The 26,353-nt window shown below is 29.3% G+C and carries 17 protein-coding genes and 2 tRNA genes; 13 read left to right on the forward strand and 6 right to left on the reverse strand.

Annotated elements, in window-relative coordinates:
• The first annotated feature begins 156 nt into the window (after positions 1-156).
• From rplJ to rpmE, 11 genes are all read left to right on the forward strand, one after another.
• Positions 157-654: a 50S ribosomal protein L10 gene (gene rplJ / locus MAU_RS01510; RefSeq protein WP_004424294.1), complete on the forward strand. Its 498-nt coding sequence runs from the start codon at positions 157-159 to the stop codon at positions 652-654.
• Positions 655-682: 28 nt separating this feature from the next.
• Positions 683-1,054: a 50S ribosomal protein L7/L12 gene (gene rplL / locus MAU_RS01515; protein WP_004424295.1), complete on the forward strand. Its 372-nt coding sequence runs from the start codon at positions 683-685 to the stop codon at positions 1,052-1,054.
• Between the two features lie 138 nt (positions 1,055-1,192).
• A complete protein-coding gene (locus tag MAU_RS01520) occupies positions 1,193-4,783 on the forward strand; it encodes a DNA-directed RNA polymerase subunit beta (RefSeq protein WP_004424296.1) in 3,591 nt (1,196 codons plus the stop codon).
• On the forward strand, positions 4,783-9,240 hold the full coding sequence (gene rpoC, locus MAU_RS01525; protein WP_004424298.1) for a DNA-directed RNA polymerase subunit beta': 4,458 nt from the start codon (positions 4,783-4,785) through the stop codon (positions 9,238-9,240). The genes MAU_RS01520 and rpoC overlap by 1 nt, the downstream gene beginning before the upstream one ends.
• Positions 9,241-9,420: 180 nt before the next feature.
• On the forward strand, positions 9,421-9,723 hold the full coding sequence (rplU, locus tag MAU_RS01530; protein WP_004424300.1) for a 50S ribosomal protein L21: 303 nt from the start codon (positions 9,421-9,423) through the stop codon (positions 9,721-9,723).
• Positions 9,724-9,725: 2 nt separating this feature from the next.
• Positions 9,726-9,983, forward strand: coding sequence for a 50S ribosomal protein L27 (rpmA, locus tag MAU_RS01535; RefSeq protein ID WP_004424302.1), 258 nt, complete (start codon positions 9,726-9,728; stop codon positions 9,981-9,983).
• A gap of 206 nt (positions 9,984-10,189) precedes the next feature.
• The gene (locus MAU_RS01540; protein ID WP_004424304.1) at positions 10,190-10,651 is read left to right on the forward strand and encodes an MSC_0623 family F1-like ATPase-associated protein; all 462 of its coding nucleotides are present in this window, start codon (positions 10,190-10,192) and stop codon (positions 10,649-10,651) included.
• A gap of 17 nt (positions 10,652-10,668) precedes the next feature.
• Entirely contained in the window at positions 10,669-12,216 is a 1,548-nt protein-coding gene (locus MAU_RS01545; protein ID WP_004424305.1) for an MSC_0619 family F1-like ATPase alpha subunit, read from the forward strand.
• Positions 12,216-13,592 (forward strand): MSC_0618 family F1-like ATPase beta subunit, encoded by a 1,377-nt coding sequence (locus MAU_RS01550; protein ID WP_004424308.1) that lies wholly within the window; start codon positions 12,216-12,218, stop codon positions 13,590-13,592. Before MAU_RS01545 ends, MAU_RS01550 begins: the two co-directional genes overlap by 1 nt.
• A 176-nt stretch (positions 13,593-13,768) precedes the next feature.
• Positions 13,769-16,150 (forward strand): phosphoketolase family protein, encoded by a 2,382-nt coding sequence (locus tag MAU_RS01555; protein ID WP_004424309.1) that lies wholly within the window; start codon positions 13,769-13,771, stop codon positions 16,148-16,150.
• Between the two features lie 65 nt (positions 16,151-16,215).
• Positions 16,216-16,425: a 50S ribosomal protein L31 gene (gene rpmE / locus MAU_RS01560; RefSeq protein WP_004424310.1), complete on the forward strand. Its 210-nt coding sequence runs from the start codon at positions 16,216-16,218 to the stop codon at positions 16,423-16,425.
• Between the two features lie 75 nt (positions 16,426-16,500).
• On the opposite strand, the gene MAU_RS01565 is transcribed toward rpmE, so the two are convergent.
• From MAU_RS01565 to ileS, 3 genes are all read right to left on the reverse strand, one after another.
• The gene (locus MAU_RS01565; protein ID WP_004424312.1) at positions 16,501-16,740 is read right to left on the reverse strand and encodes a hypothetical protein; all 240 of its coding nucleotides are present in this window, start codon (positions 16,738-16,740) and stop codon (positions 16,501-16,503) included.
• A 93-nt stretch (positions 16,741-16,833) separates the two neighbouring features.
• Positions 16,834-17,481, reverse strand: coding sequence for a signal peptidase II (locus MAU_RS01570; protein ID WP_004424314.1), 648 nt, complete (start codon positions 17,479-17,481; stop codon positions 16,834-16,836).
• Positions 17,468-20,146, reverse strand: coding sequence for an isoleucine--tRNA ligase (ileS, locus tag MAU_RS01575; RefSeq protein ID WP_004424316.1), 2,679 nt, complete (start codon positions 20,144-20,146; stop codon positions 17,468-17,470). The genes MAU_RS01570 and ileS overlap by 14 nt, the downstream gene beginning before the upstream one ends.
• 283 nt (positions 20,147-20,429) lie before the next feature.
• Between ileS and leuS the strand changes: the two genes are divergently transcribed.
• The gene (gene leuS, locus MAU_RS01580) at positions 20,430-22,835 is read left to right on the forward strand and encodes a leucine--tRNA ligase (RefSeq protein ID WP_004424319.1); all 2,406 of its coding nucleotides are present in this window, start codon (positions 20,430-20,432) and stop codon (positions 22,833-22,835) included.
• 101 nt (positions 22,836-22,936) lie between these two features.
• Entirely contained in the window at positions 22,937-23,341 is a 405-nt protein-coding gene (locus MAU_RS01585; RefSeq protein WP_004424321.1) for a hypothetical protein, read from the forward strand.
• Between the two features lie 83 nt (positions 23,342-23,424).
• Here MAU_RS01585 and MAU_RS01590 read toward each other — a convergent pair whose 3' ends face one another.
• The 3 genes from MAU_RS01590 to MAU_RS01600 form a co-directional block, all read right to left on the reverse strand.
• The gene (locus MAU_RS01590; RefSeq protein ID WP_004424324.1) at positions 23,425-25,752 is read right to left on the reverse strand and encodes an MAG2960 family serine endopeptidase lipoprotein; all 2,328 of its coding nucleotides are present in this window, start codon (positions 25,750-25,752) and stop codon (positions 23,425-23,427) included.
• Positions 25,753-25,912: 160 nt separating this feature from the next.
• A tRNA-Gln gene (locus tag MAU_RS01595) sits at positions 25,913-25,987 on the reverse strand.
• A 3-nt stretch (positions 25,988-25,990) separates the two neighbouring features.
• Positions 25,991-26,074, reverse strand: a tRNA-Tyr gene (locus MAU_RS01600).
• Between the last annotated feature and the right edge of the window lie 279 nt (positions 26,075-26,353).

Genomic DNA, 26,353 nt, shown 5'->3' on the forward strand with positions numbered 1-26,353 from the left:
AAAAAATTACAACTTATATTTTTATAAAAAAATATGATATAATGCTAACGCAATATATGAAGACAGTAACGGCCTAAAAAAAGCTTAATAATGTTACCAAGTATGTGAAATGTTTTTGTTATTGCAATTTATTAATATCAAACAAGGAGGAATCAAATGAGTGCATTAAGAGATGCTAAAGTTTTGGTTGTTGATGAAATTGCTAAAAATCTTAATGAATCAAAAGCTTTATATGTAGCTGCTTATAAAACTCTAGATGTAGCTGCGCTGCAAGTAATTCGTAGAGAATTAGCTAAACATGGTGTACTTTTAAAAGTATATAAAAACCGTTTAGTAAAACAAGCTTTAAAATCAAATGATAACCAATCTTTAAATGACTTTTTAGTTGGTCAAAATATCTTTGTTTTTGCTAAAGAAGATGATTTAAGTTCTCTAAAAGCTTTAGTGAAGTTTCAAAAAGATTTTCCTGCATTGGAATTAGTAGCTGGAATTTATGAAAACAAAGTTGTTGATGCAAAAACTTTATTGGAAATATCAAAACTTCCTTCATACGAAGAATCACTTATGATTCTTGGAAACTCATTACTTGCCCCAATTAGAAATTTAGCAATTGGTCTAAATGAGTTAGTTAAACAAGGAAAAGTATCAGAATAATTATAAATAAATAAGGAGATATATAAAAATGGCAAAATTAACAAAAGAAGAATTCGTTTCAGCGCTAAAAGAAATGAATATTAAAGAAGTAATGGAATTAGTTGAAGGACTAAAAGAAGAATTTGGAATTGACCCAAGTGCTGTTGTAGCAGCAGCTGCACCAGCTGCAGCAGAAGCAGTTGAAGAAAAAACTTTATTCAACGTTACTCTAAAATCAGATGGTGGCAACAAATTAGCTGTTATTAAAGCTGTTAAAGACATTTTAGGATTACCTTTAATGGATGCTAAAAAATTAGTAGAATCAGCACCAGTATTACTAAAAGAAAATGTTAAGAAAGAAGAAGCTGAAGAAATCAAAGCTAAGTTAGCTGAATCAAAAGCTGAAGTTGTTCTAGATTAATAATTAAATAAAAAAACGAGCTTTGTATAAGCCGTTTTTGTCTTTTTTTATAATACATATATATGCGCATACATATGGGCAAAATTAGAGAATGAAATTCTCATTCATAACAAAAAATAAATTATATTGAGGTTAGATATGAGTGATAAATCACAATACGTTTTAAGAAAATTTGGACCAGTCACTACACGTAGAGACTACTCAGTTAGTCAAAAGAAATTCGACACCCCAGACTTTTTAAAAATGCAAAGAGACTCAGTTGAACAATTTTTAACTGATGGTGTTGAAAAAGAGTTAAGAAACATCTATCCAATTGAAGCTAGAGGCAAAGTTAAGATTGAATATATTGAAGACTCTGCTTTTTTTGAGTATCCAAATAAAACCGAATTTGAATCAATTAAGGAAGCAAAACAAAAAGGCTCTTCTTACATAGGAAAACTAAAAGCAAGACTAAGACAAATTAATGATGAAACTGGTGAAGTTATTTCAGCAGAAGTTGTTTTTGCTGAAATTCCTATTATGACTTATGGTGGATCTTTTATCATTAATGGTTCTGAAAAAGTTATTGCTTCCCAATTAATTCGTTCAACTGGTGCTTATTTTGGAGTAAACGTTAGAAATAAACAAGCTAACGATTTATTCAATAAAGTTGAAATTATTCCCCAAATTGGTTCATGAGTCGAAATATATCACAAAACAACCTCATCTAATCCTGATACAATCAAAGTTCATATTGACAAAAATAAATCATTTCTTTTAACAACATTTTTAAAAGCACTTGGTTTTAGTGAAAGATCAATTAAAAGAATGTTTGGCGAAGTTCCTGAGTTAAATGAAACTCTAAAAAGAGATAAAACACTAGGAAATTCTGACGAAGAAATTACACGTGATGCCCAAGAAACTATCTATCGTTTAATAAGAAAAGGGGATCGGATGACTGCTGAATCAGCACGTAATTTGATTCCTTTAACTCTATTTAATGAAAAAAGATATAGTCTAACTGAAACTGGACGTTTCACACTAAATCGGAAATTAGATATTGGTGAAAGACTAGTTAACACTTATTTAGCTGAAGATTTATTAGACAAAGATGGAGCTATTAAATATGCTAAAGGGCTATTAATTAATTGAGAGATTGCAAGAAAGATTGCAGAAGAGTTTCGTTTAGGTATTCTTCCTTTATGAAAATTACCTGATGCAAGTCCTTTAATGTATGGAAATCAAATTGAAGTTAAAGGTAATGAAAATTTAGGAAATAGAATATACGTTTCAAGAGTTTTTGTTTATCCAACTGAAAATGATTTGTTGAATGATACAAATAAAATTCAAGTTCTAGGTAATGATCCAACTTCAACTGAAAACTTTTTATTAATTCCTGATTTAATTGCAACTATTTCATACTATTTCAATTTACTTTCTAACATTGGTAGTGATGATGATCCCGATTCTTTAGTTAACAAAAGAATTGTAACTATTGGTGAATTACTTCAAAACCAATTTAGAATTGGACTAATTAAATTAGAAAAAAATACACGTGAAAGAATTTCAACAAAAGAAATTTCAAAAATTACTCCTAAGAATGTCACAAACAACAAACCAATCTTTAACCAATTTAAATCATTCTTTAATACTTCTAAACTATCACAATTCATGGATCAATGTAATCCGCTTGCAGAAATTTCTAACAAGCGTCGTGTTACTTCACTAGGACCTGGAGGACTAAATCGGGACACTGCTCAATTTGAAGTGCGGGATGTGCATCCAACACATTATGGAAGAATTTGTCCAATTGAAACACCTGAAGGGCCAAATATCGGGCTAATTTTAAATCTAGCTTCATTTGCTGATATTGATAAATATGGTTTCATTAAAACTCCATATTTCAGAGTTAAGAATAAAAAAGTTGACTTTTCAAATGTCCAATATCTAACAGCAATTGAAGAAGCAGGATACACATTTGCCCAATCTACTGTTTCAATTCAAGATGACATGATAATTGATAGTAGCGTTGTGGCACGTCGTGATAACCAATATCTTGAAGTGCCAGCAAACGAAGTTGATTTTATTGACGTTTCCAACCGTCAAATGACTTCGATTGCAGCTTCAGCTATTCCATTCTTAGAAAATGACGATGCTAACCGGGCACTTATGGGTTCAAACATGCAACGTCAAGCTGTTCCAGTATTATTCCCAGAAGTGCCTCTAGTGGCTACTGGTGTTGAATCTGATATTGCTAAATTCTCATCAACAAATATGCTTGCAAAACATGATGGAATTGTTAGTTATGTTGATGCAAATGTAATTAAAGTAAAAAGAGCTGAATCAGATAAAATTGATTCATACTACCTAAGAACATTTGAACGTTCTAACCAAGGAACTTTAATTCACCAAGTTCCTCTAGTAAAACTAAACCAAGAAATTAAAACTGGAGATTTATTAGTTGATGGCCCATCAATGAAAGATGGCGAAATGGCACTTGGAAAAAATGTTTTAGTTGGCTTTACTACTTGACATGGATTTAACTATGAAGATGCTGTTGTTCTATCAGAAAGATTAGTTAAGGATGATGTTTATACATCTATTCATATTGAAGAACAGACAATCCAATTTAGACACTCAAAAGCAGGGGAAGATATTTTAACTGCTGATATTCCTAATGTTTCTAACTTCTCAAAACGTCATTTAGATGAAAATGGTATTGTAAGAGTGGGTTCAGAAGTTTCAGCTGGTGATATTTTAGTCGGTAGAACTTCTCCAAAAGGCGAAGAAAATCCAACTCCTGAAGAAAAATTGATGGCAGCAATTTTTGGACAAAAAACAGCTTCTAGAAAAGATACTTCCCTAAAAGTAAAACATGGACACAACGGAACTGTAGTTGCTGTTGATGTACTAAGTCGGAAGATGGGAGATGCTCTAGAAGATGGCATTGAACAAATAGTTAAAGTTTCCATTGCTCAAAAAAGAAAAATTAAAGTCGGCGATAAGATGGCTGGACGTCATGGTAACAAGGGTGTTGTATCAATCGTTCTTCCAATAGAAGAAATGCCATATTTAGAAGATGGAACACCTTTGGATATTGTTCTAAATCCACAAGGGGTACCTTCTCGGATGAATATCGGTCAAGTTCTAGAATTACATTTAGGTTTAGCTGCTAAAAAACTAAATACTAAATTTGTAACGCCAATTTTTGATGGAATTACACATAACCAAATTAAAGAAATTCTTGAAGAAGCAAACATTCCACAATCAGGAAAATTAACCGTTTATGATGGAAGAACAGGTGAACCTTTTGACCAACCTATTTCTGTAGGTATTATGTATTATTTAAAACTTTACCACATGGTTGATGACAAGATGCATGCTCGTTCTGTTGGTCCATATTCACTAATTACTCAACAACCTCTAGGAGGAAAATCCCAAAATGGTGGACAAAGATTTGGGGAAATGGAAACTTGAGCAATTGAATCCTATGGGGCTTCAAACTTACTACAAGAATTTCTAACTTACAAATCTGATGATATTAATGGACGTAACCAACTATATAATGCTCTTGCAAGAAAAACTAAGTTACCACAACCTGGTATGCCTGAATCATTCAATGTTTTAGTTCATGAATTAAAAGGTTTAGGAATGAAATTAGAAGCAATTGATGATGCAGATGATAGCAATATTGATAAAGAAAGAGTTGATACAAAATATCAACAAGATTGAGATGGAGGAGTTGAATAATGAGAGATAATTTAAAATACACTTTATTTGATGAAGCAAAAATCAATAAAATTTCACTATCGCTAGCAACTCCGGAAGATGTTGAAAAATGATCGCATGGGGAAGTTACCAAACCTGAAACTATTAATTACAAATCATATAAACCAGAAAAAGGTGGTTTGTTTGATGAAATAATTTTTGGTCCAATGATTGATTATAGATGTCCAGTTTGTGGATATAAGTATAAAAAAATCAATGAAGGTTCATACTGTACAAGAACAGAATTATGTAAACAAGAAAAAGTACAAATTCTGCCAAAAATTGCCCGTAGAAATCATATGGGACATATTAAACTTAACAGTCCTGTTGTGCATTTTTGATACTTCAAAGTTGACCACTCAATTCTTTATAAACTTCTTGGTTTAAGAATTTCAAGTGATAATATTAGCGAAGTTGTTAGAAGAGAAGAACTTGAAAATCTAATCTATTATAAAAACCATATCGTTGTTGAAGATGGTGGACTAAAATCTCTACCTAAAAATCTAATCATTGAAATCAATGATGCTGCTGTTATTTATAAAGAAGCATTGGATGAACTTCTAACGCGTTTTGATCCAAAAAATCCAGACCAAAGAGAAGCATATGAAGATATTGCTGAAACAATTGAACAGCTAGTTGAAAAAGCAACTTCGAAAATCGGTCAAGAATATGGAATTGACTTTTATGAATTAAATGAAGTTATTGAACACTATTCTAGCGCCAAAATTATGACTGGGGCTTTAGCAATTGAATATCTACTTAAACATCTTGATTTAAATGCTGAAAAAGAACTTGTCACTAAACAAGTTCGCGAACTAAATGCCCAAGAATCAAAAAATCCAGGTAAATTTGCAACAACTACCAAGCAAGCAAGAGAAAAATTGTATAAGAGATTACAAGTAATCAATGCGTTTATTGAATCAAAACAATCTCCAACAAACATGCTTATTTATAACCTACCAGTTATTCCTGCTGATTTAAGACCTTTAATTCAACTTGATGGGGGAAGACACTCAACTTCTGATATCAATGAGTTATACCGTCGTGTAATCATTAGAAATAACCGTCTACAACAATGACAAGAAAAAGATGCGCCAATCTTAGTTATTCAAAATGAACTGCGGATGATTCAAGAAGCAGTTGATGCTTTAATTGATAACCAAAGAAGAACACCAAACCCAGTATTATCTAAAGATAATCGTCCATTTAAATCCATTTCAGATTCACTAACTGGTAAAAAGGGACGTTTTAGACAAAATTTACTTGGAAAACGTGTTGACTACTCAGGACGTTCAGTAATTGTAGTTGGTCCTAATCTAAAAATGCATCAATGTGGAATTCCGCGGGAAATGGCTGCGAAATTATTTGAGCCATGAATCATTGCACGATTAATTGACCAACAAGTAGCTTCAACTGTAAAAAATGCAAAAAAAATCATTGAAGATCAAAATCCAATTATTTGACCTCATATTGCTGAGGCAATTAAAGGAAGACTTGTGCTTCTTAACAGAGCACCTACTTTACATAGACTATCAATCCAAGCTTTTGAACCAGTTTTAGTAAGAGGAAAAGCAATTAGACTACACCCTCTAGTATGTACCCCATTCAATGCTGACTTTGATGGGGATCAAATGGCAGTTCACGTACCTATTTCTGAGCAAGCTCTTTTAGAAAGTCGTGAACTAATGCTAGCTAATAAAAACATTTTAGGCCCAAAAGATGGAGAACCAATTATCAATCCATCACAAGATATGATTATTGGACTTTATTATCTAACAATCGAAGAAAAAGACGCATTAGGTGAAGGTAGAGTTTTTGATAACTATGATCATATGATGCGTACTCTTGAAGCTAAAAAAGTTTCGCTACATGCAAGAGTAGCACTTCCTGCAGAAGAAGTAAAAAGCCTAAAATTATTTAGTGGCTTTCCAATTAATAAGAAATTGTATGTAATTTCAACTGTTGGTAAATTCATTTTCAATAATGTCTTTCCAAAGAATTTCCCATTCATTTATGACAACAAGGTTACAAAAGCTAACAACTTAGATGATTACAAAAATGAATTTAAGAATACATATGTAGTAGAAGCTGGAACTCATATTGCAAACTACATTAAAAGCCTTCCAACACAAGAAGCTTTTAATAAGAAAAACATTGCTAAAATCATTCGTTATATGTTTGATAATTATGTTGCAACAATTAGCATTGCTGACGTTGCTGCTGTAATTGACCAAATTAATGATTTAAATGAATCAGATATTGTTTTAGAATTTCTAAAAATTAAAACTTATAAGAATCAACTTCTAGAAAAAGAACATGCTGATTTATTAACTGAGTTTGTTTTAAGAGAAAAAAGAAGAATTCAACATGATACAAAAGAAAGATATTATGGTGAAAATACTTCTCCGATCTCATTCAAAGAAAAAGCCAAAATGCTTGACAATGTGTGATTTAGTTATACAAACATTGTAGCTTCTATTTTGGATGACATTAAACAATTAGGATTTGATTATTCTACAACTTCTGGTATCTCTATTTCTTTCTCAGATATCTTAGAAACAAACAAGAAAAAAGAATATCTAGCAGATGGGGACGCTTATATTAATAAGTTAAAGAAATACTACAACTTAGGTTTAATTACTGATGATGATCGTTACTCATTAACCATTAAAAAATGAGCAGAAGTTAAGGATAAAATTCAATCTGAACTTGAAACTATTATCAAAGAAAATCCAAAAAACCCTGTTATTACAATGATTAATTCCGGAGCTAGAGGTAATATTTCTAACTATGTGCAATTAGCTGGTATGCGGGGACTAATGGCCAACAACACTAAAACAACAAAAGCCGATGCTAAAAACGACAGAGTTGTGCGTTCGACAGTTGAAGTGCCAGTCAAATCTTCATTCATCGAAGGACTAACTGCATTTGAATTCTATTCATCAACACACGGGGCTAGAAAAGGGTTAACAGATACAGCCCTTAATACAGCTAAATCTGGTTATTTAACAAGAAGATTAGTTGACGTCGCCCAAAATATTGTTGTAAGACAAGCAGACTGTCATTCTGAATATGGATATTTAGCAAGAAACATTGTTGATAACAAAACTAAACAAATAATTGTTCCTTTAAAAGAAAGAATTATTGGTAGATTTTCAAATAAACCAATCTATGACAATGAAAACAATTTAATTTGTGAAAGAAATGTTTTAATTACTAACAAAATTGCCCAAAAAATTATTGATGCAGGAATTACTGAAGTTGAAATTAGATCAATTTTAGGATGTAACACACGTAATGGGGTATGTAAGGTATGTTTTGGTAAAGACTTAGCAACAAACCGTGTTGTTAACATTGGAGAAGCAGTTGGAATTATTGCAGCTCAATCAATTGGGGAACCTGGAACTCAGCTAACAATGCGTACATTCCATACAGGTGGTGTTGCCGGGGTGGAAGATATTACAGGTGGTTTTACTCGGCTAATTGAATTAATTGATGCCCACGACCAACCATGAGGTCGCCCAGCAACAATTTCTCCATACCAAGGGAAAATCATTGAAATTGAAAAGAATAAGAAAGCTGAAAACGAATATATCATTTCTATTCAAACAACAAATCCAGACAATTATACAATAGTAAAACAAGTCTTTGTGGAAACCAATAAGAAACTAAGAGTTGCTGTTGGCGATGAAGTGCGCATTGGACAAAAACTTTCTGAAGGGCCAATTATTCTAAAAGAATTATTAGCCTTAACTGACGTTATTACAGTGCAAAACTACTTACTAAAAGAAATTCAAAGAATTTATAGAATTCAAGGGATTGCAATTAGTGATAAATATATTGAAATCATTATTAGACAAATGATGTCAAAAATTATCATCAGTGAACCTGGAGATTCAAAATTCTTTGCGGGAGCTATTGTTGATATCTTTGATTACCAAGAAGAAAATGCAATTTTATTAAGTGAAAATAAAAAACCTGCATATGGTAATGTAATCATCAAAGGAGCAAAACAAGTTCCACTTCTATCTGATTCATTCTTAGCTGCTGCTTCTTACCAAGAAACTTCTAAAATTCTTGTTAACTCCGCAATTTCTTCAAGAACTGACCATTTAAGTGGACTAAAAGAAAATATCATTGTTGGAAAAAAAATTCCTTCTGGAACTGCTCTTGAAGATTTTGAAGAACACTCAAAATACGACATCAAACCATCAATTAAATACTTCACTTCAATTCTTGATTCTGAATATAAAGAAAATGAAGAAGAAACTATTGAAATTTCTGAAGATAATGAAATTGATTTAGATGCCTTAACCCAAGAATTGTCTGATTCAGAAAGTACTAAAGATTATTTAGAAGACGAAGAAAATGATCTTTATGAAGAAGAAGATGCTGTTGCTGAAGATGAAAATCAAGATGATGATTCAGATGATGAATAACCAGTAAACAAACAAAAAAAGAAACATAAAAAAACACTTATGTTTCTTTTTATTTTGTTAAATAAAAATAGACTTAGTTTTGGTATAATTCTTTACGTTACTTATAGAGTAACCATTCCAAAGTGGTTTTAAAACTTTTTTAAAGTACCATTAGGATGTGACAAAATATAAGGAGTTTAAATGTTTGCAATTATTGAAACAGGTGGAAAACAATTAATTGTTAAAAAAGGCGATGTTATTTTCATTGAAAAAATTGAAGGTAACGTAGGAGATATCGTTACATTTAACAAAATTCTAGCAATTGAAAACAAAATTGGTACCCCTTATTTAGAAGAAGTTTCTGTTTTAGGAATTATTGAAAAACAAGGTAAAGCAAAAAAAATCGTTGTTTATAGACATAATGCAAAATCAACACACAAACGTAAATTAGGACACCGTCAACCTTATACAAGAGTACAAATTACTGAAATTAAGGAGAAATAACCATGGCACATACGAAATCTGGTGGAACAACTTCGAATAGTAGAGATTCGGCTGGTAGAAGACTTGGTGTTAAAGCAACTGATGGACAATTTGTCACTGCTGGAAGCATTATTTATAGACAAAGAGGGACAAAAATTTTCCCAGGTAACAATGTTGGCAGGGGAAAAGATGATACCTTATATGCTCTAATTGATGGCATTGTAAAATTCGAAAACAGAATTAACCGTAAATTTGCATCTGTATACAAAAAAGAAAAATAATTGTAATTTGTAATTGTAAGTTCAATTTCTGAACTTACTTTTTTTATACTTTTTTTTACAATTAAGCAACCTTATTTATTTAATTAATAGCTTAATTTAGGAATAAACTTGGTATTTTCTTATTTTTCTTATATAATAATTGAATTATTTTTTAATATATAACATTAAATTCAATTTTTTCTAAGATTAAAAAAGGATTAAAAAGCATGCATAAAAAACCTGAGATTGTTATTGAAAAAAATAAAGAAAAAATTCTTTTTTTTCTTGAAGAAAGCAAAATGCTACAAACAAATAATTTCATTGATTACAATAAGTTTCTTTCAACCATTTTACTAAAAACAAAACTTAATTCTGATGATAAAAATGTTTTAAATTTTATTAACAAAATTAAAAACTCACTTGAAAATTTTGAGAGCTTAATTTTGGAAGATATCACAATTGCTTTTTTAATTAATGAAAAATTTAGTTTTGATAAAAAAGTCCCTTTTATTATCAAAAATGAAAAAAAGCAACCTAGTGTTAATTTATTTGAACAAGCATTCAATTTACAATTACAAGAATTAATTAAAGACAATTATTACATTGAATTTTTACCAAATATAGTCTTATATTTTTCATCGAATGCACAAGATTTAAAGTTATATATTAAAAAAAGTTATTTTAATTAAAGTAAGGAAATCAAATTATGGAGAATATTAATAGCTTAAAGGAATATAGTAAACCAAAAGTAAGCTCAATATTTAACTATATTATTGAAGTTCAAGGAAAATTTAACTATGAACAATCAATGATGTTTGTTTGCGAAAGAGATAAAAGCATCAAGATGATTTTGATTAATGCATCAGAAGATAAAGCTTTTTTATTAGCAAATAATGAAAACAAAGAAATTCAAATTGATGACACAATCATTCCTATTGAAAATGCTGATGTTTTTAGTTCAGAAGAACATTTTGGTAAGGTTATTGATATTTTTGGCAATGTTGTGCTACCAAAAAAACAAGAAATCAAGCAACAACCTTCAGATCCTCATAGTCCAGCTTTTAAATTAGCACACCAACTGATGAGTGTGCAAACTCTAGATAAGCAACTATATACTGGTTTTACATTAATTGATTTATTAATTCCAATTGGTAAAGGACAGCGAGAACTTATTATAGGAGACCGTCAAACTGGAAAAACTCATATTGCAATTAATGTTATTCTAAACCAAGCTAAAAGTAATACAAAATGTATTTATGTTGCCATCGGACAAAAAAAAGAAAGCATTTCTAAGATTTATAACATTCTAAAAGAAAAGGATGCTCTAAAAAACACTATTATTATTGATGCACCTGCAACTAGTTCATATGAACAATACTTAGCACCATATGTTGGAATGGCACATGCTGAAAATATCTCTTTAAAAGATGATGTAATCATTATCTTTGATGATTTAACCAAGCATGCAAATATCATTCGTGAAATTGCCCTTTTAACTGATAAACCAGTAGGAAAAGAAGCTATGCCAGGAGATATTTTCTTTGCACACTCCCAACTACTTGAAAGAGCTGGTTCTTTTAAGGATAAAAAAACCATTACAGCCCTTCCTATTTTGCAAACAGTTGATGGTGATATAACTTCCTTAATTGCTTCAAATGTGATTTCCATTACCGATGGTCAAATTGTAACTAGTGCGGATTTATTTTCACAAGGAATTTTACCTGCTATTAATATTAATCTATCAGTTTCAAGAACTGGGTCTTCTGTGCAAAATCGTATTATGTCAAAAGTAGCTTCTGAAGTAGGAAAAACTTATAGACAATACAAAAGACATCTAAAATTAGCTACTTTAGATTACGAGTTGAATAAAGAAACTGCTGAACTTCTTTATAAAGGTAAAATGATTGACAAAATGTTTATTCAAAAAGGTTATTCATTATATTCAACGAAATTTGTTTTTCTAATGTCAAAATTAATATCATGAAGCATTTTACGTGGTATTAAAGATGAAGAAAAAGCTTTGAAATTTATTAATTTATTAATTGAAACAAATGCTGATGCCAAGGAAACATATGAATTAATTCAATCATCAACAAATTATGATGACAAACTAATAAGAGACTATTTTGCTTATTCATTAAAACAATATTCAAATTATCTTGGACTTGATTGAAAAGTAGAATACGACCATGAATTTGTGGAATTTGAAGATTCTTATTTAGAAGAAATTGCTAGAAAATTAGGAGATAAATAATGGGAAAAATAGTTAGATTCTGATCTGATATTCTTGAAATTAAATTCACTAAAGAAAATCTTCCTCAAGTTAATCATCTACTTACAACCAATGATAATAAAACTTATTTATTAGTAAAAAGAATTATTGATGAAGAAACAATTAGAGCAATTATTATTTATTCATCTAAGCCAATTAATATTAATGACAAAATTATTAATACCAAAAAAAGTTTCATGGTTCCAGTAGGAAAAAATTCCAAAAACAATATCTATTCTTTTGAAGGAAAACCTCTTTTAGAAAATAGAAATACATCCCCAAAATACATTGAAATGAATTCAATTATCAATAATGAAAGATATTTGAATAATCAAAATGAAATTATTGAAACAGGAATTAAAGCAATTGATTTTTTCATTCCCATTCTTAAAGGATATAAATTAGGTATCTTTGGAGGAGCTGGAGTTGGAAAAACAGTTTTAATGAAAGAAATTATTTTCAACGTTAACAAAAAAAATGCCAAAACTTCTAATATCTTTATAGGTTCTGGAGAAAGATCAAGGGAAGCAATTGAATTATTCAATGAGCTTGAATCATCAAATTTAATGCAAAATTCTGCAATGTATATTTCAAAAATGAACGAATCTCCTGGCGCTAGAATGTCAATTGTCCCAATTGGTATTACTGCTTCAGAATATTTAAGAGATATTGAAAAGGAAGATGTTTTATTATTCATTGATAACATTTATAGATTTGTGCAAGCTGAAAATGAAGTTAGTGCTTCTTTAGGTAAAAAACCATCCGTTGGTGGTTACCAATCGACTTTAGAATCTGATGTTGCTAACATTGAAAATCGTATGTTCAAAAATGAAAATGGCTCAATTACTTCATTCCAAACTATCTTTTTACCAATGGATGATTTAAGTGATCCAAGTGCCGTTGCTGTTTTCAACCATTTAGATGGAAATTTAGTTTTATCACGTAACCAAACAGCTAAAAATATTTTTCCAGCTTTTGATCCACTAGCTAGTTCATCAAACTCCGTTGATGAAAGCATTATTGGAAAAGATCATTTTAATGCTATTATCCAAACCAAAAAAATTCTAAAAACATACAAAGACCTAGAAGATGTTATTATGATTTTAGGATTTGATGAATTGGATGAACAAAGTAAAAGAACTGTTAAAATTGCCTTGCAACTTGAAAACTTCTTTACCCAAAATTTCTTTATGACAGAACACTTTACTAAAGCAGCTGGTGTTTATGTACCTCTGCAGGATACAATTAAATCAGTCCAAAGAATTTTAGATGGTAAATATATCAAACAAAGTCCAGAAATTTTTGCATATGTTGGCTCTAACTTAGATATTCCAACAGATGAAGAACTAAATTTATAATTTGACAAGTATTTCAATCTTATTTAAATCCCAAGAAAAATAGTAAATACATTGAAATAGTTTTAAATTTTTAATCCTTAAATTAATGTTTAAAATTAGAGTAAAATATATTTACTATTTTTTGTTATTTTTATTTAAAAAAACTAGAAAAGCAAGCAAAAAATAATGGAGGATAAATGAAAACAAAATTCGATGAAATGAAGTATTTCTTAGCTATGGATAAATGATTTAGAGCAGCTAATTATTTATCAGTGGCACAAATTTATTTAAGAAATAACCCACTTTTAAAAAATGAATTAACAAAAGATGACATTAAATTGTATCCAATTGGCCACTGAGGAACAATCCCTGGTCAAAACTTTATTTATACACATCTAAATCGTGTAATTAACAAATATGATTTAAATATGTTTTATATTGAAGGGCCAGGTCATGGTGGACAAGTGATGATTTCTAATTCTTATTTAGATGGTTCATACACTGAAATTTATCCAGAAATATCTAAAGATACAGCCGGCATTCAAAAGATGTGCAAAAGATTTTCATTCCCTGGTGGAACAGCTAGCCATGCTGCTCCTGAAACTCCTGGTTCAATTCATGAGGGAGGAGAATTAGGTTATTCATTATCCCATGCAACTGGCGCTATTTTGGATAATCCTAATGTAATCGCTGCAACAGTAGTTGGTGATGGTGAAGCTGAAACTGGACCTCTTTGTGCTGGTTGATTTTCAAATTCATTTATAAATCCAGTTAATGATGGAGTAGTACTTCCAATCTTACATTTAAATGGCGGAAAAATTTCCAACCCAACTCTTCTATCAAGAAAGCCTGCTGATGAAATTAAAAACTACTTTTTAGGAATGGGCTGAGATCCGATATTCTTTGAATGATCTGAAGATAAAAGTAATCTTGAAATTCATGAAGAAATGGCAAAAAAAATGGACAAAGCCATTGAAAAGATTTTAGAAATTAAAAAAGAAGCTAAAAAACTTGGTGCACAAAATGCCATTAGACCTGAATGACCAGTTTTAATTGTTAGAACACCAAAAGGATGAACTTGTCCTAAAGAATGAGATGGTAATGCTATTGAAGGCAGTTTCAGAGCACACCAAGTTCCTCTTCCTGTGAGTGCATTTAAAACTGAACATATCAAAGAATTAGAAAAATGACTAAAATCATATAAACCAGAAGAATTATTTGATGAAAATGGCAAAGTTATTGATGAAATTGTTGCACTAGCTCCAAAAGGGCAAAAAAGAATGGCAATGAACCCAATTACAAATGGCGGAATTAATCCAAAAACACTAGAATTATCAAATTGAGAAAACTTTGCCCTTGATATTAAATATCCAGGACAAAACAAAGCGCAAGATATGGTCGAATTAGCCAAATTTATGGCTGATACAATGCTAAAAAACAAAGATAACTTTAGAGTATTTGGACCAGATGAAACAAAATCAAACCGTTTATTTGCATTATTTGATGTAACAAACCGTCAATGACTTGAAAAATACTCAGATAAATTTGATGAATGAGTTTCACCAGTAGGAAGAATTATTGATTCGCAACTAAGTGAACACCAAGCACAAGGTTTTCTAGAAGGATATGTTTTAACAGGACGTCATGGATTTTTTGCTTCCTATGAATCATTTTTAAGAGTTATTGATTCAATGCTAACTCAACATATGAAATGATTAAAGAAATCCTTAGAGTTAAAATGAAGAAAAGATTATCCATCACTAAATATTATTGCAACCTCAACTGCCTTTCAACAAGACCATAATGGTTATACACACCAAGATCCAGGTATTTTAGGACATCTAGCAGATAAACGTCCTGAATTAATTAGAGAATATCTTCCAGCTGATACTAATAGCCTTTTAGCAGTAATGCAAAAATCTCTTGAAGAAAGAAACACCATTAATTTAATTGTTGCCTCAAAACAACCAAGAGAACAATTTTATTCAATTGCAGAAGCTAAAGAATTAGTTGAAAAAGGTTATAAGGTAATCGATTGAGCTTCAAATGTTAAAGATAAAGAAGAACCAGATGTTGTTTTTGTGTCTTCAGGAGTAGAACCTAACTTAGAAAGTCTAGCTGCAATTTCAATTGTGCATAAACATTTTCCAGCTCTAAAAATTAGATATATCAATGTTGTTGATTTATTAAAACTAAGATCCAAATCTATTGATCCAAGAGGACTTAGTGACGAAGAATTTGATATGGCATTTACAAAAGATAAATTAGTTGTTTTTGCATTCCATGGTTTTGAAGGACTTATTCGTGATATATTCTTTAGCAGAACTAATCACAACTTAATTATTCATGGATATAGAGAAAATGGGGATATTACAACCAGTTTTGATATTAGACAACTAAGTGAAATGGATAGATATCACATTGCCAAGGATGCCATTGCTAAGCTATATGGCAAACAAGCACAAGATTTCCTTGATTTAATGGATAAAAAAATACAAGAACACAACAACTACATTCATGAATATGGCTATGATATGCCTGAAGTTGTTGATTGAAAATGAGAAAACATTAATAAATAAAATTACATACTTTTGTGGTAAAATATTTGCTAGTTAAATAACGTTAGCATTAGAAGGAGCATACGATGAAAAAAGATATTCATCCAAAATATAGTGAAATTCAAGCTACATGTTCTTCATGCAACACATCATTTATTTTTGGTTCAACTGCTGAAAAAGTAACTTTAGATGTTTGCTCTAATTGTCATGCATTTTACACCGGAAATCGTACAGATGTTAAAGCTCGTGGTCGTGTAGAAAGATTCAACAAGATTCTAGAAAAATCAAAAAAATAAATCTTGCTTAAAATCATTAATAATAAGAAAAAAACTAGGTTATTGTAAGCCTAGTTTTTTATTTTTCTAAAGACTTTAGACGCAATAATGAAAGCCAACATTAAAGCCCATTTTGTTATCTTCATTTTCCCATTTGGCACTGAAGTCTTTTGTTTTAATTTCGCCCTTACTTGCACTTAGAGACTTAATTAAACTAGCTGTTGAAGCAACAGTACTAAATACCAAAGGAAGCGCTCCCAGTATTGAGGTTATAATTGCAGAAATTGCAAAGCCACCTGAGAGATTATTGCATTCTTCTTTATTTAATTTTTCCATTTTTTATCACCTCATTTCAATTTTTAAATATAAAGTCTAAGAAATGAAGTAAAAAGCGAAAAAAAGAAGAAAAAAGTAAGAAAAAAACGACACTTACATCATGTCGTTTTCTTTATCTTTTGAAGGATTTGGAATTTGCAATTCACTTTGTTCTTGTAATTTATTTTCTTGGATACTTTTAGCTTTTTTGCTTTTAAAGTAACCAAAAGTTGCTTCAAGAATAATTGCTACTAGAATGCCTACACCACCAAGTACTAATCAAACATCAGCAAAGTTGAATACTCCTTGATTAACTCATGGAAGATTGATGATATCTCGCACTCCTTTAAATAGAAATCTATCAATCATATTACCAAATGCCCCAGCACTTACAATTGCAAGAAAAACAGTTACATAAATTAATTTTTTATCCTTAATAAATGTCACAGCAAAAATTGCACCAAAGAAAATCATAAAGCTAATGAAATGTAAAAAGCCTAAATTTGTTTCAAGGAAGCCAAGAGTAGTTCCCTCATGTAAAACTGATCTAAAAGTAACAAATTTCCCACCAGCTTCTCATTTGCTATCAACAAATAGTCGACTTTTATCAGCTCATTTAAAAATGGTTTCTTTTGTTACTAAATCAATCATTAAAAAGAAAAGAAATACACAAAAGAAAATTGCTAAATTAATTAAAATAAATTTTCAATTAATTTTTCAATATTCTTTAGAAAAGTATTTAACTCTGTTAGTTTCGTTCATTAATTACTCCTTCACATCTTTTGCAAATTTCAAGATCTTTATTAAATTCATCTTCTTCAAAATGATTTCAACATCTTAAACATTTAAATGATGGCAGTTTTTGGACTTTTAGTTCATTACCAAAAGAAACTTTTGCAACCATTAAAAGTTTTGTTAAAGGTAGAGATTTAATAAATTGTGATGAAGTATTAATTGTAACAAAAGCTTCATTTTGTCTTTTAATTTCTTGATTTTTTATATTTTCTTCAATCAGTTTGTATACCTCATTTTTTAATTCAAAGAATTCATCTCATTGTTTGCTTAGGTTTGAAGACGACTTAATTTCTTTATCATTTCATTTTAAAAGAAAGACTGATTCAAACTTGTTTGGTTCATTGAAGTATGAATAAACTTCCTCCATTGTTGTTGGCAGAATTGGAGCTAGTGCTTTTAGTAAGAATTTAATGATTTTTGTAAATAGAGTTTGTACCATCCGACGTTCTAAGTCATCTTTTTTATTTAGATAAAGAATATCTTTTGTAATAGAAATATAATAAGAACTTAAATTGATAATGAAGTTATTAATTTCTTTGATTACATTGACAAATTTATATGTATTGTAATAACCTAAAACTTTTTCTTCAAGATTATTCAATTTTTCTTCCATTAAGGCATGAATGGAATCAAGTTGTACATAATTGAAATCAAAATCAGAAATACCCCCAAGCATAAATTTGATTGTATTTCTTAGTTTTCTATAGATTTCAATATTTTGTTCTAAAATCTTGTCATCAATAGAAATATCAGCTGTATATTCAGAATTAGCTACTCAAAGTCTTAAGATATCTGCACCATGTTTTGCTACTACATCAAGAGGATTAACTGTATTACCTAAAGATTTTGACATTTTGCGTCCCTTACCATCTAAAACAAAACCGTGTGATAAAAATGCTTTAAAAGGTGACTTATTACGTCAAGCAACAGAATTAATTAGGGAACTATTAAATCATCCTCTATATTGGTCTGAACCTTCAAGATATAAATCAAAAGGAGCTTCGATTCCTGCAGGTTTAATTGCTAAAGAAGTAGAACCTGAATCAAATCAAACATCCATAATATCAGTTTCTTTGGTAAAACCTTGATTTTTGTATTTGTCTGGTAGTAATTCATCTACTTCTTTTTCATATCAGATATTTGTGCCAAATTCTTCAACTAAATTAATAATGTGATCAAAGATTTCTTCTTCTAAAACTGGATTTTTATTTTTATCATAGAAGACAATAATTGGAACTCCCCAGCTTCTTTGTCTTGAAATACATCATGTATCACGATTTTCTAACATTAATTCAAGTCTTTGTTTGGATCATTCATTAAATGTTTTAATGTTATTTATTTCAGATAGAATATCATTTTTAATTTTTTTAACTGAAACAAATCATTGAGGAGTTGCCCGATACATAATTGGTTGGTGTGTTCTTCAATCATGTGGATAGGAGTGTTTAATTTTTTTAAAACCAAGAAGAAGGCCTTGTTCTCCTAGAAATTTGCCAATTAATGGATTTGCATCATCATAGAAAATATTTGCAAATTGGAATGCTTTTTCATTAAGAATTCCATCATCATTGACATGCATAATTTTTTGCAAATTATTTTTGTTGCCAATAATAAAGTCATCTTCACCAAAAAGGGGTGCCATATGAACTAAACCACTACCATTTTCTAGCGTAACATGATGGCCTTCAACAACTGGGCAAACTAAGTTATTAATTGGACTTTTGTATTTAATATCTAAAAGATTTTTTCCACTAAAAGCTTCTCCAATAATTTCATAGTTTTCTCATTTACACATTTGTGCAACAGAATCTAGTAAATCTTTTGCTAATATATAAATTTGGTTATTAACTCTTATTTTTAGATATAAGAAATCTTTGTTAATTGCAACTCCGGAGTTAGCAATTAAAGTTCAAGGTGTTGTTGTTCAAATGATCAAATTATCATCTTTTGCAACTATTTCATTACCACAAACAACTTTGAATGCAACATATAATGATGGAGAAATATGGTCAAAATATTCAACTTCTGCCTCAGCTAGGGCAGATTGGGAAGAAGGAGATCAATAAATTGGTTTTAAGTCTTTATAAATTAAGCCATCAAACAACATTTTTTTAAACAATCTTAATTGTTGTGCTTCAAATTTCTTATCCAAAGTTATATAGATATCACTAAAATCTGTAAGTAAACTTAGTTTTTTAAATTGTTCTTTTTGTCTTTCAACTTGACTTAGAGCATACTCAGCACAATAATTTCTTAATTCTGAAACTAAAAAATCTTTGGCACTCATTTGCTTTTCTTTTAGCATCCTGTGCTCAATTGGAAGCCCATGTGTATCTCAACCAGCAACAAAAGGACTAAAGAAACCAAGCATACTTTTATTTCTTACAATGATATCTTTTAATATCTTATTTAGTGCATGGCCAACATGAATATCACCATTGGCATAAGGAGGCCCATCATGTAATACAAAAGCAGGATTATTTTTATTTGAATCTAAAACCTTTTTATATAGATCAATCTCTTGTCATTTTTGACTATAGATCTTTTCTTTTTCTACTAAGTTAGCTTTCATTGAAAAATCAGTTTGAGGCATTAAAAGGGTATCTTTATAATCTTTATTTTTTATCTCCATAAGTTATGCTCTTTTCAAAATATGTATTTTTTTATAAAAAAATAATATTTAAATTTTACACAATATTATCTTAATTTCATTTAGTTATTTGATGTTTTTAGGAAAAATTAGGTTGTTTAATTTTTTCTTTTTTACTTCATTATATTTCTAAAAATGACAATTATTTAACTATTGAAACAAGAAAAACATAAAAAATATAAATAAATATATTTTTAGATTTTTAGTGCTTCATTTTTAGCTTTTCTAAGAATAAAAGTAGGCTAATTAAGATAAAATTAATACCATGTATAATCACAAATTAATTGAAAAAAAATGACAAAAATTTTGGGATGAAAATAACTCATTTGCAACAACAAATAACAAAGAAAAAAAAGCCTATATTCTTGATATGTTTCCATATCCATCAGGAGCAGGACTACATGTTGGGCATCTTGAAGGATATACAGCTACTGATATAATAGCTCGCTACAAACGCCTAAATAATTTTGATGTGCTGCATCCAATAGGATGGGATGCTTTTGGCCTTCCAGCGGAGCAATATGCCCTAAAAACAGGTAATCATCCAGCATCTTTTACTAAAAAGAATATAGATAATTTTCGTTTGCAACTAAGAATGATGGGATTTTCTTATGATTATAAAAAAGAAGTTAATACAACAGATCCTAACTTCTATGTTTGAACACAATGAATTTTTAAAGAGTTATACAAAAAAGGCTTAGCTTCCATTGAAGAGATTGATGTTAATTGATGTGAAGAACTTGGCACTGTTTTAGCAAATGAAGAAGTTATTGAAATAAATGGTAAAAAAGTTTCCGAAAGAGGAAATTATCCAGTTATAAGAAAACCAATGAAGCAATGAGTGCTAAAAATTACTAAATACGCTAACAAGCTTCTTGAAGAAATTGATAATTTAGATTGACCTGAGAGTCTTAAAATGCTTCAAAAAAACTGAATTGGTAAGCAAGATGGTTTTTTAGTTAAATGAGATATAAAAGACTCCAATTATATGCTTGAAACATTTACGACAAGACTAGATACAATTTATGGAACTTCAGCAATAATTTTAAGTCCGCAACATCCTTTATTATTTGAAATATCAGATAAAAAACTCCATGAAAAAATTACTGCATATATAAATGAAGCAAAACAAAAAAGCGATTTAGAAAAAAGTCAGACAAGCAATAAAAAAAGTGGCATTTTTTTAGGTTGTTATGCACTGCATCCTCTAACAAAAAAAGAAATTGAAATCTGAGTTTCTGATTATGTACTAAGTAATTATGGAAGCGGAGCGCTTATGTGTGTTCCTGGTCATGATGAAAGAGATTTTTTATTTGCTAAACAATTTAATCTTGAAATTAAACAAGTTTTAGAAGCTTCCAACTTACCTTTTTTAGATGATGCTAAGCATATTAATTCAGAAGAAGTTAATGGTCTTAATATCAAAGAAGCTACAGATGTTATTTATAAAAAATTAAAGACACTTAAGAGAATTAAAAATCAAACGACTTTTAAACTAAGAGATTGAATTTTTTCCCGTCAAAGATATTGAGGCGAACCTTTTCCAATTTTATTTGATGAAAACAATCAAATTCATTTAGTTGATGAAATTGTGCAGTTACCATTTACAAATAACATTAAACCATCAAATTCCACACAAGGCCCTCTTGCCAACATTAAAGAATGATTAAACATTGAAATTGCTGGAAAAAAATATCGTCACGATACAAATGTCATGCCACAATGAGCTGGATCAAGTTGATATTTTTTAGCTTACATTCTAAAAAATGAAGATGGCAGCTATCTTCCCTTAAATTCAGACGAAGCTAAAAAACGCTTTGAAAAATGAATGCCAGTGGATTTATATATTGGCGGCCAAGAACATGCAGTGCTGCATTTACTATATGCTAGATTCTGACATCGTTTCTTATATGATCTTGGTATTGTTAATACAAAAGAGCCTTTTGCTAAAATCATCAATCAAGGACTAGTGCTGGGTCCAGATGGCCAAAAAATGTCCAAATCACTTGGTAATGTTATTAATCCAGATGAATTAGTTTTGGAATATGGTGCTGATGCACTACGTTTATATGAGATGTTTATGGGACCAATTACTGATTCTAAAGCATGAAATACTAATTCATTGAATGGCATTAGAAAATGATTGGATCGGATTGATACAATTCTTAATAATTTAGCTAAAAACATTGATAAAAATATTTCAAATATTGAACTAGAGAGTCAGCTTCATCAATTAATTTTGGATATAACTAATAATATTGAAAAATACAAATTTAATATCGCAATTAGTAAACTAATGGTGTTCATTAATTATGTGTCAAGTCTAAAAAAAATAACTTCAATTGAACCAATTAAAACTTTTGCTATTCTTCTATCACCATTTGCACCGCATTTTGCTGAGGAAATTCTTTTTAATATCAATGAAAAACCAATGCAATTTCAATCTTGGCCAATTGCAGATACGAATAAGATTATTAATAAAAATCCCCAAATTGGGATTCAAATTAATGGAAAAGTTCGCGGACAGCTAGAAATTAATCCTTTCTGAAATAAGGATGAAATTATTAGTCAAGCAACAAGTCTACCTTCCATTAAAAAATGAATTGAAGATAAAGAAATAATAAAAAGTGTTTATATTGAAAACAAGATTTTAAATATCATTGTTAAATAATAAATTCATTTAGATTTTCTTACTTTTAAATAAACTTCTAATGATTTAAAAAAGGCATCTTTAGAAGTTTATTTTTCTTTTAGTTTTATATAATTTAAATTATGGATAACACTAGTAAACTTAAAAAATTAGCAATTGCTTATTTGGCATTAATTGGAACTATTATTGGTCTTGGATTAATTATTTTTATATGATCACTTATTGCATTTGGAGCCTCAAGTAATCTAGCTGCATTAGTAAATCCTACTGATCCAAAATCATTATTAACTTTTTCAGCAGGTTCAATAGCATTGTCATTAATAATTTACTTATTAATGGTTCCAATTGGTATTGCTTTAATAGTTATATTGATTTGATCAGCAATCATTGCCCCAAACCAAAAATATTTAGTTTTATTTATTGTCGGACATATTTTTTGAATAGTAGGACTTGTTGGTATGATTATGTATTTAGTTGAATATAAAAAAATGCCTAAACAAGATTCTATGTCACCAATGATGCAATAGCAATGAAAAAAAATAAAATTCTAAATTAAAGTTATTCTAAAAAAAAGTAAGCTTTGTTTAATTTCAAAAAGCTTACTTTTTATTTAACTTAGTGGATTTAGTTTAATAGTGTGCAAATTATCATTCTTTAATTTCTTAATAGCATTAACTAAAATATTGCCATCATCCTTGTTTTTATAATCGCCTTGTCCCTGAATAAGATTGATTGCGTTTGTTGTTGTATCATGAGATTGATCTTGTGTTAATAAATAATTTATACCAATTAAATTGAATGATGAATCAATTGCCATCGAACCAGAAGATCCACTATCTAAAGCATCATTTTCTTTATTTTTTTCAATTCTTGTATACAAAGTTGAATGCTGAGTTAGGATATTTAGAGGCATTCCATGTTCTTTATCATTAACAAAAGGTTCAGTGTATTCTTTTCATCTATTTTGATGCGAATTTCAATCTTTATTTAATTGTGCATCATATCTTACTCAAAGACTTTTAAAATCATCTTCTTTAACATAGCGATTTTGTGTGCTAATAATGCCACCTGTTGATTTATTGCCCTTAAAACTATAATTTGGATAACCTGCATAAAATTGTGTTTTATAAGGACTAGCTAGCTCATTTTTACCAAGACCAACATATCAATCTTTTTCTTTCTTAGTTCCTATAATTTCTGCTAATTTAGGAAGAATTAAATGTAGCTGATCCTTTTTAATTTTCATTTTTAGTAAAACAAAATCTGCACCAGCATTTTGTGTTTTTCCAATGTAGCTTTCTTTATTATATTCTTCAAATCATTTACTTGCTGTGTCAGGATGATCAATCTTAAAATCACTAGCAAAATAACGAGGCGTATAATAGGGCATATCTAGATATTGTGAGTATGCATCAATGGTTGGGATACCAGCATCTTCGCTTCCATATATAAAATTACTAGTTAATTTATCTACCTTAGGTTTTATTGTTAAAAATTTATTGTTAGTGCGATTTTTTAAATCATTCCAAAATGAATCTAGATTACTTGGACCATAAAATCCAGCTTTTCATCTACTTGATTTTTCTTTGTTTTCATTTTTGAAAAAATACAAACTTTTATCAAAAATCTTATTCAAACTAAAAACATGAATATTAGTAGCTACTAATAGTTCTCAATAATCATTTTTTTCATCATTTGGATTAATAATCCGATCCACTACTCATAAAGTTCCTCCACCACTTGTGTAGCTTAGGTGTTCTTTTTGAAGTCCAAATGGATCCCTAAATCACTCAGTGCCATAATAGAGCATCATAAAACTACGGTCATAAATATACTGATAAAAATCAAGGTTATTTTTTAGATAACTAGAGTTATTTTTATCTATTTTTAAATAGTATTTGTTTTGTTTCTTATCTTCTAAAAGAAACTCAATCTCACCAACTTCATCATTGAAATTTGCCTTAATTTCAATGATATTTTCAATCTTAAAAATCTTGCTTATACTTTTAAAATCTAAATAATAAAATAATTGACTTAAATTTGAAGGAAGATAGCCAAAAGGATTGCTTTTAATAATGGAATTTAAATCTAAGTTTAGTTCTTCTAGGCTACTAATTTCATTTTTATTGAAGTTATCTAAATAAGCTTGTTTAACCATGCCATTTAGGGCAATATTTTTATTATAGAAAGCCACTTTTTCTTCTGGATTTTTTCCATAATTTCCATAATAACCAATATCTTTTGTATAACTTCAAAATTCTTTATCTGCTTCTATGTTATAGTTTTGAAAATCAATGGGATTGCCATAATTGCCATTTTTTAAAAAAACATTGATATTATGCGATGCACTTTTAAATTTTGGCGTTGATCTTGTAATCGTATAAACATCATTATTAAAAACAAAATTTTCATCAAATAAATGTCTATCAAAAAAATAAGCTGGATATTTATCTTTTGTATAAATAGTGTGACTATCATAAACTAATTTTTCATGATTAGAATATGTAGGGCTAATATTAGGTTTGTTATTTTTAGAATTATCATCTGTAGGATTATTGCTTTGATTATCTTTGTTAGAATCTGAATTTGGAAAAGTTTCATTTGGTTTTTTAAAATTAAAAAAGCTTTCTTCTTTGATAATTTCATTATAAATTTCTAATCCATTTAAGGCTTTTTTAATCACTTTTATTCTTACAACTAAACTGCCATTTCTTTTGATTAATGATTCTTTTATTATTTGATATTTGTTTGAATCATACTTTATTTCAATATCATTTCAATCTAGATTATCTAGTTGTAAATTACTTTGATTAGGAATAGAAATTTCAATTTTTAGATTACTATCTAATTTATTTTCATCTTCTGTTTTACATGAAAAAGCAACTAAGGGAAAACTTAAAGAAAAAAAACTTAATGCCAGTTTTAATTTATTTTGCATCTTTTTCATATTAGTTCTCCTTACTTTGCCTTTTTAGATTTAAGAATGATATTAAGATTTTAGCAAATTGCAATATTTTTAGTTTTTTTTAGGTATCTAAAAAAAGCAAATAAAAAACCCAAAAATGTCTTTTGAGTTTTAATTTTTCAAATAAATGATATGGCTGCCCTTGTTAGATTCGAACTAACGGATGGCGGTACCAAAAACCGCTGCCTTTCCACTTGGCTAAAGGGCAAAATGGTGGAGGGGGAGGGATTCGAACCCCCGAACCGTGAGGAAGTGGGTTACAGCCACCCGCGTTTGGCCGCTTCGCTACCCCTCCATAATGCAATTTGCAAAAAAAATTATATTATAAACAAAATAAACTTTTATAAAAAAACTAATTTTTTAAGCAATTGTCTAGATATTAAATTTAGATGCTTTGTTTTTATTAAAATGTCAATATAAGCTTTCTTAGATTAGTAAAAAAATATAAATTAAATTCTATTTGAGATTATGCTAAGAATAAGTCTCACAATTGTTAGGTGTTTTTTTGTAGTGTTATAATTGAAATACAAAATAAAGCAAAAAACATAAAAAAAATCAATCAACCATTAGTTTA

This window comes from Metamycoplasma auris 15026 (genome assembly GCF_000367765.1).
Taxonomy (GTDB): Bacteria; Bacillota_I; Bacilli_A; order Mycoplasmatales; family Metamycoplasmataceae; genus Metamycoplasma; species Metamycoplasma auris_A.